Here is a 14033-nt window from a genome sequence, read left to right on the forward strand (position 1 = left end):
GCTGTTCACTCTTCTGGCGTCAGTCGCTGAGCAAGCGACCCTGGCGAATAAGGCGGGAGCCGGCGACTTTGGCCAGCCACAAACCTGGCTGGGCAAAGCGCAGGCGTTCGCGGGCATAGAGGATGCCGTCGGTGCTGGCGCGCACGATGCTGTGGCGGTCGGTCAACGGATCCAGCACTTCAAACAGCGGATCGCCGACCCTGACTCGGGCGCCCAGCGGTTGCAGGAAACTCACCACGCCGGGGTGCGGCGCATAGGCGTATTGCGCGCCGGCGAAAGGCGTCGCTTCACAGTCGCTCGGTGGCGCGGCCGGCCAGTCGCCGCTGATCAGGCCTTGTTCGGCGAGGTAACCGAGAATGGCCTCGGCGTTGTCGACACATTGCTCGCGCTCGGTGTCGGCCATGCCGCGCAACTCGATGGTGGTAGCGACGCAGGCCAGTGGAATAGCGGCTTCAGGAAACAGTTCGGCCAACCGCAACCAAGGGATCGCACAGGCTTCGTCGAAGGCGCTGCCGCCGGCATCTTCGGCCAGCAGGGCGGCGCCGGCACCGAGTCGAGCGGCCAATGAGCGCAGGCGCGGCCAGTTTTGCGGCATGGCGTAAAGCAGCATGATCGACTCGAAATCGCAGTGCAGGTCCAGCACCACATCGGCGTCGCAGGCATGTTGCAGCAATAACCGGCGCAAGCCATCGAGTTCCGACGTCGCGGGCGGCATGTCGGCGAGGACTGCGGCCATGGCGCGGCGGATCAGCGCAGTGTTGACGTCGGCGTCGGCGCCCAGTTGATCTTTCACCAGCGGTGTCACGGCTTCGGCCAGCTCCGGGAAGTCGCGGTTGAAATTCTTGCCGCTGGAAAACTCGAAGCGACCTTGATGGGTGGCCTGGAACATCTGGGCGATACCGATCGGGTTGGCCATCGGCACCAACTCGATTGTCCCGTTCAGCCGACCTTGTTCTTCCAGCCCCCGCAGACGCCGCTTCAGTTCAACCGCCACGCGCATCCCCGGCAGCTCATCGGCATGCAGGGACGCCTGGATGTAAGCCTTGCGCGGCCCGCTGCCAAAGCGAAACAGCGACAGACGCCGTTCAGTGCCCGACGCACTCCACGGCAACAAGTATTCAATGTGCTCCATAAATGCTCCTTAGTGCTTGCGCGGTGCCAGGTACGCGAGCCAGCGGCGCTCGGCCAGCTTGAACAGACGCACCAGGATGAAGGTCAGGGCCAGGTAGATCAGGCCGGCGGTAATGAACGCCTCGAACGGCAGGTAGAACCGCGAACTGACGGTTCGCGCCGCTCCGGTGATGTCCACCAGCGTGACAATCGACGCCAGGCTGGTGGTTTGCAGCATCATCAGCACTTCGTTGCTGTACTGCGGCAGCGCCCGGCGCAAGGCCGATGGCAGCAGAATCCGCCGGTACAGGGTCAAGCGCGACATGCCCATGGCTTTGGCGGCTTCGATCTCGCCGTGGGCTGTGGACTTCAGGCTGCCGGCGAGCAGTTCGGCGCTGTAGGCACTGGTGTTGATCGCAAACGCCAGGCAAGCGCAAAAGGTTGCGCTGGACAGGTACGGCCACAACGCGCTCTCCCGCACGGCGGCGAACTGCGCCAGGCCGTAATAGATCAGGAACAATTGCACCAGCATCGGTGTGCCGCGAATCACGTAGGTGTAGAGCCAGGCCGGGAAGCTGAGCAGCGGTGAGCGGGACACGCGCATCAGTGCCAGCGGGATGGCCAGCATCAGGCCAAACGCCAGGGAAATCAGCAGCACTTTGAGGGTCAACAACGCGCCGTTGAAGTACAGCGGCAGGTTTTCCCAGATCAGGTTGTAGTCGAGCATCAGCAGTGGCTCCCCATCACAATTCGGCGGCTTTGATGCCGACCGAGTAGTGTTTTTCCAGATAGCGCAGCACCAGCAACGACACGCTGGTGAGCATCAGGTACAGCGCCGCCACCGCGAGGAAAAACGTAAACGGCTCGTGGGTCGCATCGGCAGCATTCTTGGCTTTGAACATCATGTCTTGCAGGCCGATTACCGAGATCAGCGCGGTGGATTTGGTCAGCACCAGCCAGTTGTTGGTGAAGCCTGGAATGGCGAAGCGGATCATCTGCGGCACCAGAATCCGCCAGAACACTTGCGCGCCACTCATGCCGTACGCCGCGCCGGCCTCGGCCTGGCCTTTGGGGATCGCCATGAAGGCACCGCGAAAAGTCTCCGAGAGGTAGGCACCAAAAATGAAGCCCATGGTGCAGACGCCGGCAATGAACGGATTGATGTCGATGTAGTGGGTATAACCGAACGCGAACGCGAGGCGGTTCACCAGGTCCTGGCCGCCGTAGAAGATCAGCAGGATCAGCACCAGGTCCGGAATGCCGCGAATCAGGGTGGTGTAACTTTCACCGAGCATTGCCAGCCATTTGAGCGGCGACAAGCGAAACGCTGCGCCAATCAGGCCGAGGGCAATTGCCATGGCCATGGAGGTCAGGGCCAGGTTGATGGTCAGCCAGGCGCCATCGAGAATGCTCGATCCGTAGCCGTGAAGCATGATGAAGTTCCTCAAGCGAGCGCCGAATGGCGCGCGACACAAACCCGGCGCAGCGCCTTTAGCGGGGCGGCGCCAGGGTCACAGGTAAGGGCTTATTCGCCGTAGATATCGAACGCGAAGTACTTGGCCATCACTTGCTGGTACTTGCCGTTGGTGCGGATCGCATCAATCGCGGTGTTGAGGCGCGCAATGTTCACGCTGTCGCCTTTACGCACCGCAATCCCGGCGCCGCGACCGAAGTATTTTGGATCGCTGATGTCCGGCCCGACCAGAACGAAACCGTTGCCCGCCGGGGTTTTGATAAAGCTTTCGTTGGTGTTGACGATGTCGGCGAGGGTGGCGTCCAGACGGCCCGACGCGAGGTCGAGGAAGGCTTCGTTTTGTGAGCCGTAGCGCACCACTTCGACCCCGGCTTTTTCAAGCTGCTCGGTGGCGAAACGGTCGTAGGTCGAGGAGCGTTGCACGCCGACTTTCCTGCCCTTGAGATCCACCAGCGGGTCGTTGATCACATTGCCGGCCTTCATCGCGAACTTGCCCGGCGTGTGGTAGTACTTTTTGCTGAAGTCCACTGATTTCATCCGGTCTTCAGTGATCGACATCGACGACAACACGGCATCGATCTTGCGCACTTTGAGTGACGGGATCATGCCGTCGAATTCCTGGATCACCCACTCACATTTGACCTTCATCTCTTCGCACAGCGCGTTGCCGATGTCGTAGTCGAAACCACTGACATTGCCCTCGGGCGTCTTGTACGAGAAGGGCGGGTAGGCAGCTTCGATACCGATGCGCAGGCTGTCGTCGTCGGCGTGAGTGAAGAAGCTTGCGGCGCACAGTGCCAGGGCACCTAGAAGTTCTGTCTTGTTCATATTGTTAACTCCTTGGAGGGGGCGTTGGGTGGTGCAGGTGCGGGCCGTCCGGTTGGCGCGGTGGAGCAGTCCTGATGATTTTGTGGGGCTATAAATGACATGTATTATTTCATTAATCAATAGTATGAAAATAAACGTGTCAGATTGATCTGTGAAAAATCCCGGTCATGCCGGGATTTTGGGTTTTGCTGTTTGTCAGGAACTGCGTTCCAGAGCGGTTCGGGTAAGTGAATACCGTCGGTCAGGATCAGGTGCTGGTGTTGCGCGTCACCAACCGCAGTGCACTCGCGACACTGCCCACCGCCGCAAACCCAGCACCAATGCTCAACGCCAGCACCGGGCCGTGGGTGCCGGATATCCCGAAGCTCAGCGCGACCAACGCGGCACCGGTTGCCTGGCCGATCAGTCGGGCGATGGCGATGGTGCCGCTGGCACCGCTGGAGCGGTCCCGAGGTGCGCTGGTCATCAGGGCTTTCTGGTTCGGGGCCTGGAAGAAACCGAAACCGATGCCGCAAATGATCATGCGGGTCACGATCTCGATTGCGCCGGGATCACTCGGCATCAACGCCAGGGACACCATGCCGGCGCTGAGAATGGCCAGGCCGATCCCGCCGAGCAGGCCGGGTGGGTAGGTGTCGGACAGGCGCCCGGCCACCGGCGCGATAAGCGCCACGACGATGGACCATGGGGTCATCAGGAATCCGGTCTGGATCGGGTCGCGGCCCAGGGTTGTTTCGAAGAAGAAGGGCAGCGAAACGAACGCCAGGCCTTGAGTGGCGAAGGAACAGAACGCGGTCAGCGCCGATAAGGCGAACATCGGGCGCTTGAGCAAATCCAGTGGGAACATCGGCGCCGGACGCCCGGATTCTCGGCGCAACATCAAGGCCCCGGCGACCAGGAACACCATGAGGGCGATCAACACGCTGTGCATTGAACCCAACTGCGCGGCCTGGCTCAACGCGAAGATCAACGCGCCGAAGGTGATGGCATTGAGCAACGCTGTTGGCCGGTCAAAGACCTGGGCTTTGGGTGTGCTGGTCGGCAAGGAACTCCAGGCGAAGGTCAGGGCAAACAGGCCCAGGGGCAGGTTGATCAAAAACAGCCACGGCCAGTTGGCGACCGACAACACCAGCGAGGCAATGGTCGGGCCGGCGGCGAAGCAGGTGCCGACCACCAATGCGTTCAAACCGAGGCCGCGACCGAGGCGTTCCGGGGAAAGATCAAGCCGATCAGCGCGGCATTGACGCTCATGATCGCACTGGCGCCGACGCCTTGGAGGACGCGGGCGACGGTCAGGGTCGGCAGCGACCAGGCGAGCGCGCACAGCGCCGAAGCCACCACGAACAGGATAATGCCGCCAAGGAACACCTTGCGGTGCCCGATGATCCCGCCCAGCGAGGCGAACGGCAGCAAGGTGGCCACGGCCGCCAGTTGGTAGGCGTTGATGATCCACACCGATGCGGCGGGCGAGGCGTGTAAATCGGCGGCAATGGTCGGCAGCGCGGTGTTGGCGATGGCGGTGTCGAGTACCGCCAGGGCAATCGACACCAGAATCGCCACCAGCCCGCGAAGCTCACGCGAGGTGAGTTTGCCGGGAGTGGCGTCTGGCAGATTCGAGGCTGGCTGAGTCATGAGTTTTGACTGGCCAAGCCAGGAAGGAGCCTGCCCGACAGTTGATTGATCATTTTCCCGACTCCCCGTATGCAGGCGCTGCGCAAGGCCCTCACTCTACCTAAATCCATTGCGCTTCTGTAGACGGCTGTAGCGTCATTTTGCCCCGAATAACATCGTCCAGTAGACGCCTTCGTTGCTACGCGTATCGGTGGCAAAGGCGGCGCCGACCTGGGTGAACATCGGGTTCATCAAGTTGGCGCAGTGTCCTGGGCTGGCCAGCCAGCCGGCCATCGCCTTGCTCGGTGAACCCTGGCCGGCGGCGATGTTCTCGCCGATCTGCCGACCACGGTAGCCAGCGGCCCTGGCGCGGTCCGCCGGCATGTCACCGTCGGGGTCCTGGTGTGCGAAGTAATTGCCGTAGGCCATGGCTTTGCTGTGGCCTTGCGCGGCGGCGCCCAACGCGGCATTCCAACTCAGCGCCCGGGCGGCGGCGAAACGCTGGCGACCGCACATCCGTGGTCTTGCCCGTGCCGCGTTGACCTCGGCCAGCAACGTCTTGCTCGCGGCTCGCGGGTCACCCATGCGACTGTCGATTAACGGCTGCGCCAGCACCACTTGCCACTCGCTGCGGGCGCGACTGATGCCGATGTCGGCGTACTGCGCATCGAGCAGCGCCCCGCAGTAGCGGCCCTGCAGCATGTCGAACGCTGCTTCGGCATCTTGCGCACCGACCAGGCGGATGGTGCGCACCATCACCGCTTGATAGCCGTTCTGCTTCAAGCCCTCGCGCAACGGGCCGCCGTAACCGATCGGCAAGGCCAGGTTCGATTTCAGCGCCAGGGGTGGCAGAGATTGGGGCGGACGTACCGAACAGCGGCCAGGGTGGGCGCGGTAGTTGTTGATGTCCGCCACCAGTTGCCGCTCCTCGCTGGCATGGGCGGACGTGGCAAACAGGGGAAGCAAAGGCATGAGGCAGAGCGAAACAACGCGATAGGACAGGACGGCTTGGCGCATGGGGTGAATGGCTCTGATGAGATGACAACGGGAGTGACGAGCATGGGGCTGAGGATGCGCTGGCGGGGGCGAGCGGATTTCAGGGCAGGTCTAAGACTGCGGGTTTGAAATCTGGTTCATGGTGGCACTGTGGCAAATTTTGGGGGAGTTAGCCGGTTTGCGAAGGCTGAGAGTCGGCCGACATTGATGCTGGATACGCTGGCCTCATCGCGAGCAGGCTCGCTCCCACAGGGGGGGTGTGTTGATCGATGGTTATGTACACGCCACCGATCCAGTGTGGGAGTGAGCCTGCTCGCGATGGCGGTGTGTCAGTCAACATCAATGCTGAATAATGTACCGGCCTTATATGCAATCCAGATGAACAGGCATTGTTGTCAGGCTCCAGGTTTTTTCAAAAACGATCCAGTCGATAGAGCTCCAATGCTGGCAATCCATGTGATGGCGTGACGGTCGCAGGTGACGCTATCCGGGCAATAAGCTCGGCGGTGACGGCAGCCTGGGTCAGGCCCAAATGCTGGTGGCCGAAGGCGAGCAGGACCTTGCCGTCGCACACCCGGTCGATGATCGGCAGGGAATCCGGCAGAGAAGGGCGAAAGCCCATCCACGGCGTGGCAGCTTCAGCGCTCAAATCGCGGCTGAACAAGCCTTTGCTCAGGCGATGCAGTTGCCACGCACGCTCCATGCTCGGCGGGCGGTCGAGGCCGGCGAATTCGACGGTGCCGGCCAGCCTCAGCCCATCGGCCATCGGCGTCATGATGAACTTGCGCTCCAGCGAGGTGATGGCGAACGGCAACCGATCATGCTCATGGGGCAGCATCAGGTGATAGCCGCGTTCGGTGTCCAGCGGGACCTTCTTGCCGGTCAGCGTGGCGGTGAGTTTCGCCGAGTGCGCGCCGCAGGCGATCAACACCTGGCGGGCCGTCAGATTCCCTTGGTCGGTGATCAGTGAAACACCGCGCTCATGCAGGTGCCCGCCCTGGACCTGCTGCTTCAGGAACTGCACGCCGCTGGCCTTGGCCGCGTGTACCAGTTCGCAGACTACCCGGTAGGGATCGAGAAAATGCCCGGTGCCCGGATAGAACAATCCACCCAGAATCCGCTCGCTGAGTTGCGGGGCCTTCGCGCGGACGGCCTCGGCCTGCCAGTAATCGACCGGCACCTCTTGTTGGCGCATGCGGGCTTGCAGTGCTTCGATCGCCTGACGCGATTCGGGCCGCTCGAACACCAGCAACGAGCCGTCTTCGCGCAGCAAATCGGGACGGTCGATATCCGCCAACAACCGCTGCCATGCGCCAAGGCTGCTTTCGTTGAGCGCGCGCAGGCCGGCGACGGTACGCTGGAAGGGCGCCGGGCGCAGGTTCAACAACAGGCGCGTGAACCACGGCAAGGCACGCGGCATGTATTTCCAGTCCAGGCGCAGCGGGCCCATCGGGTCCAGGAGCATGCCGGGCAGGCGTTTGAGGATGGACAGGTCCGCGATGGGAAATACCTGCTCGGTCGCCAGATGCCCGGCGTTGCCAAACGAGGCGCCGTGGCCGGGGGCTTGCTGGTCGATCACGACCACTCGCAGACCCTGGCGCGCCAGCCGCAGGGCGCAGGCAACGCCGATAATCCCGGCGCCAACCACGGCAATGTCGTGCGGGGTGTTTGAAGTGGCGTTGTTAGACATTGTCCTGGGCTTCTCTTTGGCCATCGAGCAGGCGCCGCAGTTGCAGCGGATTACTGTGTTTGAGCGCTGCAGGCAACAAAGTGTCAGGGAAGTCCTGGTAGCAGACCGGGCGCAGGAATCGCAGGATGGCGGCGGTGCCGACCGAGGTTGTGCGTGAGTCGGAGGTGGCCGGGAAGGGGCCGCCATGGACCATGGCATCGCTCACCTCGACCCCGGTTGGCCAGCCGTTGATCAACAGGCGTCCGGCCTTGCGCTCCAGCACTGGCAGCAATGTTCTGGCGCTGTCCAGATCGGCGTCGTCCAGATGCAGGGTTGCGGTCAGCTGGCCTTCCAGATGCTCGATAACCTGACGGATTTCGTTGTCGTCGGCACATTGCACAACCAACGACGCAGCACCGAACATCTCCGCCTGCAAGGCTGGGTCGGCGAGAAAATCCTGCGCCTGGGTGACGAACAAATGAGCCTGGCATTGGTTCGGGGTTTCGCCCCTCAGTCCAATAGCCGCCGCCTTGGCGCGGGCATGTTCGAGCAACGCGCCCACGCCGGCCTCATAAGCATTGAAGATGCCGGGGGTGAGCATGGTTTGCGCCGGGCTGCGCTGAACCAGGTCCGCAGCAGTCTTGATGAAACGCGCCAGTGCCGGGCTTTGGCGGGCAATCACCAGACCCGGGTTGGTGCAGAACTGGCCGGCACCCTGGGTCAGGGAGGTAACGAATCCCTGCGCCAGCGTTTCGCCTCGGCTGTGAAGCGCCGCCGGGAACAGCAGGACCGGGTTGATCGAACTCATTTCCGCATACACCGGAATCGGCTCGGGCCGCGCCTGGGCTGCCTTGCACAAAGCGCTGCCGCCACTGCGCGAGCCGGTGAAACCGACAGCCTTGATGCGCGAGTCGGTGACCAAGGCGATCCCCACTTCGCGGCCAGAGCCGAACAACAACGAAAACACACCTTCGTGCAGGCCACATTTTTTCACGGCACGAGCCACTGCGCGGCCAACCAGTTCGCTGGTGCCGGGGTGAGCGCCGTGGGCCTTGACGATCACCGGGCAGCCGGCGGCCAATGCCGAGGCGGTGTCACCGCCGGCAACGGAGAAGGCCAGCGGAAAATTGCTGGCGCCGAACACCGCCACCGGCCCCAGCGGAATCTGACGCTGACGCAGGTCCGGGCGTGGCTGGGGCTGGCGTTCCGGCAGTGCGGTGTCGACGCGCACATCCAGCCATTCGCCGGCACGCACGGTGCGGGCAAAGGTTCGCAGTTGCTGGCAGGTGCGGCCACGTTCACCCTGGATGCGTGGTCGCGGCAGACCTGTCTCGGCGACCGCGCGCTCGATCAGTTCATCGCCAAGGGCTTCGATCTCATCGGCCATCGCTTCAAGAAAGTGCGCGCGGGTCGCCAGTGGCGTTTCGCGATAGCTGTCGAAGGCTGCCCACGCCAACGCGCACGCTTGTTTGACGTGCTCGTCGGTGCCGCCCGGATAGGCCGGATCGAGCGGTTTGTCGGTGGCGGGATCGATCGCCCGGATCGCTTCGCGAGTACCGGTAATGGCGTGCTGACCGATCAGCATTTGCCCTGTCAGAGTCATGGCGCTTTCCTGGGAAAAAGGGTGGGCCCAACGGCGCAACAGGAGTGTTGCGCAGCGGGCACGAACACGGGCTACGGTCAGGCGACGTTCTGTTCTGCCGACCAGTTTTTGTACCACTGGCGGAACAGCGTGTACTGGTTCTCGGCGTAATGACGCTGGGCATCGCTGAGTACATCGGTCTCGTTGAAATGCAGGGTGTACTCCTGATCGCCATTGAGCACCATCAGGTGCTTGTAATAGAGCACCAGGTCGCAGCCTTCATCGAACGACGACAACACGGCCAGCGCAGATTCCAGCTCCCGGGCCAGGCGTCGGGCCTTGGCATCACCTTTGGCCGCTTGCTTGCTCAGGGCCACCAGTTGCAGTACTTCCCGTGGCAGCGCGTTGCCGATGCCGGTAATCGCACCGGTCGCATTGCAGTTGACGAAACCATGGACCACTTGCGTATCGACACCGACCATCAAGGTGACGTTGTCGTCCTGGGACGTGATGTTCTCGGCGGCGTAGCGCAAGTCGGCGGCACCGCCGAACTCCTTGAAGCCGATCAGGTTCGGGTGTTCGCGGCGCAGTTCAAAGAACAGATCGGCGCGGGTCGCGAAACCGTAATAAGGGCTGTTGTAGATCACCGATGGAAGCTTTGGCGCAGCGTTCAGAATCGCGGCGAAGTGAGCTTTTTGCGCGGCCGGCGAGGCACCGCGTGAGAGAACACGGGGAATAACCATCAAGCCATGGGCGCCGACTTTGGCCGCATGTGCCGCGTGGGAAATCGCCTCGCGGCTGTTCACGGCCCCGGTACCGACGATGGTCGCAATGCCCGCAGCGACCAGCCGTGCCACACCTTCCTGACGCTCGGCTTCGGTGAGCAGCGGCCAGTCCCCCATGGAGCCGCAGTACACGACCGCACTCATGCCGATATCGATCAGTTCGCGACCCTTGGCCACCAGCGCGTCAAAGTCTGGTTTGCGCTCGGCGGTGCAGGGGGTCATCAGTGCCGGGATGCAGCCCGTGAAGATGTTGTCGCTCATTGTTGTCACTCCTTGAAGCGTTCAAATTTATTGAGGGTGAGGTGCCGCGTGGTCGCTCAAATGCCCCACGCGAACGGATCTTGCTCGTCGATCAGCAGGGTGCTGTCGGCGGTCATAAAAGCCTGGCCGGTAATGAACGGGCGGACGCGCTCGCCGTCCCATTCGTAGCTGCCGATGAACTGGCTGGCGGTGATGCTCGCTTGTACCCAAGGCTCACCGGCGGCCAGTTTTCCATCGGCGGCCAGGCACGCGAGTTTGGCGCTGGTGCCGGTGCCGCAAGGCGAGCGGTCGTAGGCCTTGCCCGGGCACATGACGAAGTTGCGGCTGTCGGCCTGAGCGTCGTCGGCAAACAGTTCGACATGGTCGATAAGCGCGCCGTCTTCGCCATGAATGCCTTGGGCTTCCAGGGCCTTGAGCATCGCCCAGGTGTACTCGGTGAGCGCCTCGACATTGTCGAATTGCAAGGCTTGCCCGTGATCCGAGACCAGGAAAAACCAGTTGCCGCCCCAGGCGATATCGCCATACACCCGGCCGTGTCCAGGCACTTCGACCGGTACCTGTTGGCGATAACGGTAGGCGGGCACATTGCGCAGGGTCACGCTGCCGTCTTCATGCAATGTGGCATCGACCGGTCCGACCGGCGTGTCGATCTTGTGCACACCCGGAGCGATGTGCCCCAGGTAGTGCAATGAGTTGACCAGGCCGATGGTGCCGTGGCCGCACATGCCGAGGTAGCCGGCGTTGTTGAAGAAAATCACGCCGCAAGTGGCATCCGGCGACACCGGTTCGCAGTACAACGCGCCGACCAGTACATCGTTGCCACGGGGCTCCAGCAGGCAGGCACGACGCCATTGATCATGCTGATCGCGCAGGGCATCGCGCTTTTCGACCATGGTCTGGCCCGGCAACTGGGGAAAGCCTTGCATCACCAACCGAGTCGGTTCGCCGCCGGTGTGGGAGTCAATGACATGGACTTTTTTCATAAACCTATCCTTTGGACGAGAGCCTGAATGTCAGGAAGAAGCCTGGGTGCGCGCACTGACCGGGCGCAGTCCTGATGGTGTGCCGGCAAGTGGCAGTTCGGCTTCGCTTTCATCGTCCTCGTCTTCCAGACGAACCAGATGCGCCGGTACCCCGGTGGCTGCGCCCCAGCAATAAATCCCCAACGCGAAGGCCGCCACGACCACAGTGTCGAAGGGATGACTGAGCACGCCCAGGCCACCAAAACTGCCGAGCTTGGACAGCACGATGGTCACGGCGTAGAAGCCGATCAGCCACGCGGATGAGCGGATTTGCTGGGCGAGGCTGAGGTGTTGAGTCGGGACGAAGCGACCGCACAACAGGTAGACCACGAACATCAGAATCTGCAGTCCAAGTAGCCAGGACACGGTGTCCCAACCCGACCAGTAAACGATCAGCGCGGCGATGACGAACGACAGTGGACCGAGTACGCCCATCCACTTCACCCGGAACGGACGCGGCATATCTGGCGCATTGCGGCGCAGTGCCGCCACCGACACCGGAGCGACGGCGTAGCTCAACACCAGCGCAGCAGAGACGACGTTGATCAGGGCTTCCCAGGACGGGAAGGGCAGGGTCCAGAACACCGACAAGGCAAAGGTCAGCCACAGCGCCGGGCGCGGGATGCCGGATTTTTCGTCAATGCGGGTGAACACCTTGAAGAACGTACCGGTTTGCGCCCAGCCGTAGATCACTCGCGGTGTGGCGTTCATGTAGATGTTGCCGCAACCGCTGGGGGAGATCACCGCGTCGGCGACCACCAGATAGGCCAACCAACCCACGCCGAGTGCCAGGGCAATGTCGCGATACGGCAGGGACAATTCCTTGGCAACGCCGGCCCAGCCGTTGGCCAACATTTCGCTCGGCACGCCGCCGAGAAAAGCCACCTGCAACAACACATAAATCAAGGTGGAAAGCAGCACGGACAAGATCAGTGCAATTGGAATGGTCCGTTGTGGATTCTTCACTTCACTGGCCACCGAGATGATCGGCGTCAATCCGAGGTAAGCGAAAATGACGCCACCAGCAGACACCGCCATCTCGACGCCCGACAGGCCGAATGGCGCGAAGCCCTGGGCGTGGAGGTTTTCCGGTTTGAAGAAGGTGAACAGCACGCCAATCACCAGCAGCGGGACGATGAACTTGAACACGCTGACCAGGTTATTGGCCATGGCGAAGGTCTTCACGCTGCGATAGTTGAGCATGAAGAACAGGCAGAGCAGGGCGAATTGCATGAGCCAGCCAATGATCGTCGGATCGCTGGAACCGGCCTTCGTCAGCTCGGGAAACCAGGCCGCGGCATACTGGCGAGAGGCAACAACTTCGATCGCCACCAGGCTGGTGAAGGCGATCAGCGTGATGAAACCCATCAAGTAACCCAGCAACGGGCCATGGGAGTAAACCGGGTAGCGCACCACACCACCGGCACGCGGCAGCGCTGCACCCAACTCGCAGTAGACAATGCCCAGCAGCAGGACGGCAAAACCGCCCAGCAGCCAGGAAAAGATCCCGGCCGGCCCCGCGATAGCGGAAACGTGACTGGCCGCGAACAACCAGCCGGAGCCGAAGATCGCGCCCAATCCGATGAACGTAAGGTCCATCAACGAAAGTTGTTTTTTGAACTTGCCTTTGCCTGACATAGCGTCGCCTTCTTGTGAGTTATTGGATAGGCAGGTGTGCATGCAATGGCCATAGAGTGAACGTGTCGGCAGGTGTGTGATTGATGTTTTCCATAAGTGTCGATGACGAAATCGGCACAGTTTTGAAGGGCTGGCCGGGGTCACATTGCCGCGTTTCAGCCTGTACCGGGTGCATCGCTGCAAGCTCGACAGGGCGTCGACCTTGGGGCAGTCTGAAGGGCAGGTGTCTCGACACAGGCGCGACCTTTCGCCTGGCGGACAGTGGGAGAGTGAGATTCATGACGCAGAACGCCTTTGCGATCCTGTGCCAGGGAAACGACTTGAGTCGTCCTGAAACCATCGAAGAGTTACTGGCGGGCGTGGCACTGCTGTTGCCGATGCTGGATGTCATTCCGAATGCCGCGATCTTTATCAAAGACACCCAAGCGCGTTACGTCATGGCCAATCGCACGCTGGTTCAGCGCTGTGGATTGAAACAGCTGCAACCCTTGCTCGGGAAAACCAGTGCCGAGGTCTTTCCAGCGCAACTGGGGCCCGGTTATACCGAACAGGATCGACGTGTTCTGGAGCAAGGCCTGGTCCTGGAAGACCAACTCGAGCTGCACTTGTACGGCAGTCGAGAACCCGGTTGGTGCCTGACGCACAAACGCCCGTTGTACAACCGCAACGGTGTAATCATCGGCCTCGCAGGGATCTCGGTTGACCTGCAATCGGCCAGCGACACGCACCCGGCTTACCAGCGTCTGGCCGCCGTCGACGAATACATCCGCGCCAATTTCAATCGCCGCGTCACCCTGGGCGAACTGACACGGATTGCCGGTATTTCAGTGGCCCAGCTGGAAAGATACTGCAAGCGTGTGTTCCACCTGACGCCCCGGCAGATGATTCAAAAGGTCCGGCTGGAGCATGCGCATCGTTTGCTCCATACCGATATTCCGATCACCGAGGTTGCATTGCAGTGTGGGTATACCGACCACAGTGCGTTTACTCGGCAGTTCAAGGCATCGACCGGTTTTAGTCCGCGGGAGTATCGGCAGGCTACGGGGCGGTGAGGGGG

Annotated in this window: 11 protein-coding genes and 1 pseudogene; 1 reads left to right on the forward strand and 11 read right to left on the reverse strand. The window is 61.9% G+C overall.

What is annotated here, in order from left to right; genetic code table 11:
* Window positions 1-19 precede the first annotated feature (19 nt).
* The 11 genes and pseudogenes from JFV26_RS29420 to JFV26_RS29470 all read right to left on the reverse strand — a co-directional run bounded on the left by JFV26_RS29420 (window position 20) and on the right by JFV26_RS29470 (window position 12976).
* Window positions 20-1132, reverse strand: coding sequence for a succinylglutamate desuccinylase/aspartoacylase family protein (locus JFV26_RS29420; RefSeq protein ID WP_201197170.1), 1113 nt, complete (start codon window positions 1130-1132; stop codon window positions 20-22).
* A 9-nt stretch (window positions 1133-1141) separates the two neighbouring features.
* The gene (locus tag JFV26_RS29425) at window positions 1142-1837 is read right to left on the reverse strand and encodes an ABC transporter permease (protein WP_446739955.1); all 696 of its coding nucleotides are present in this window, start codon (window positions 1835-1837) and stop codon (window positions 1142-1144) included.
* A 16-nt stretch (window positions 1838-1853) separates the two neighbouring features.
* Complete coding sequence (locus JFV26_RS29430; RefSeq protein WP_201197171.1) at window positions 1854-2543, reverse strand: ABC transporter permease; 690 nt, start codon at window positions 2541-2543, stop codon at window positions 1854-1856.
* Window positions 2544-2635: 92 nt separating this feature from the next.
* Complete coding sequence (locus JFV26_RS29435) at window positions 2636-3412, reverse strand: ABC transporter substrate-binding protein (protein WP_201197172.1); 777 nt, start codon at window positions 3410-3412, stop codon at window positions 2636-2638.
* Window positions 3413-3659: 247 nt separating this feature from the next.
* A pseudogene (locus JFV26_RS29440) lies at window positions 3660-4975 on the reverse strand (MFS transporter).
* Between the two features lie 204 nt (window positions 4976-5179).
* Window positions 5180-6040, reverse strand: coding sequence for a CAP domain-containing protein (locus JFV26_RS29445; RefSeq protein WP_201197173.1), 861 nt, complete (start codon window positions 6038-6040; stop codon window positions 5180-5182).
* A 391-nt stretch (window positions 6041-6431) separates the two neighbouring features.
* Window positions 6432-7709, reverse strand: coding sequence for an NAD(P)/FAD-dependent oxidoreductase (locus JFV26_RS29450; protein WP_201197174.1), 1278 nt, complete (start codon window positions 7707-7709; stop codon window positions 6432-6434).
* Window positions 7702-9291 carry an aldehyde dehydrogenase (NADP(+)) gene (locus JFV26_RS29455; RefSeq protein WP_201197175.1) on the reverse strand — a complete coding sequence of 530 codons (1590 nt, stop codon included), beginning with the start codon at window positions 9289-9291 and terminating at the stop codon, window positions 7702-7704. The genes JFV26_RS29450 and JFV26_RS29455 overlap by 8 nt, the downstream gene beginning before the upstream one ends.
* 77 nt (window positions 9292-9368) lie before the next feature.
* Window positions 9369-10316, reverse strand: a complete 948-nt coding sequence (locus JFV26_RS29460; RefSeq protein ID WP_201197176.1) for a dihydrodipicolinate synthase family protein — start codon at window positions 10314-10316, stop codon at window positions 9369-9371.
* A gap of 56 nt (window positions 10317-10372) precedes the next feature.
* Window positions 10373-11299 (reverse strand): 4-hydroxyproline epimerase, encoded by a 927-nt coding sequence (locus JFV26_RS29465; protein ID WP_201197177.1) that lies wholly within the window; start codon window positions 11297-11299, stop codon window positions 10373-10375.
* Between the two features lie 30 nt (window positions 11300-11329).
* A complete protein-coding gene (locus JFV26_RS29470) occupies window positions 11330-12976 on the reverse strand; it encodes an APC family permease (protein WP_201197178.1) in 1647 nt (548 codons plus the stop codon).
* Window positions 12977-13254: 278 nt separating this feature from the next.
* On the opposite strand from JFV26_RS29470, the gene JFV26_RS29475 reads away from it, so the two are divergent.
* Window positions 13255-14028, forward strand: coding sequence for an AraC family transcriptional regulator (locus JFV26_RS29475; protein WP_201197179.1), 774 nt, complete (start codon window positions 13255-13257; stop codon window positions 14026-14028).
* The last annotated feature ends 5 nt before the right edge of the window (window positions 14029-14033 follow it).

Origin of the sequence: Pseudomonas sp. TH31 (assembly GCF_016650815.1) — a bacterium.
Classification (GTDB): Bacteria; Pseudomonadota; Gammaproteobacteria; order Pseudomonadales; family Pseudomonadaceae; genus Aquipseudomonas.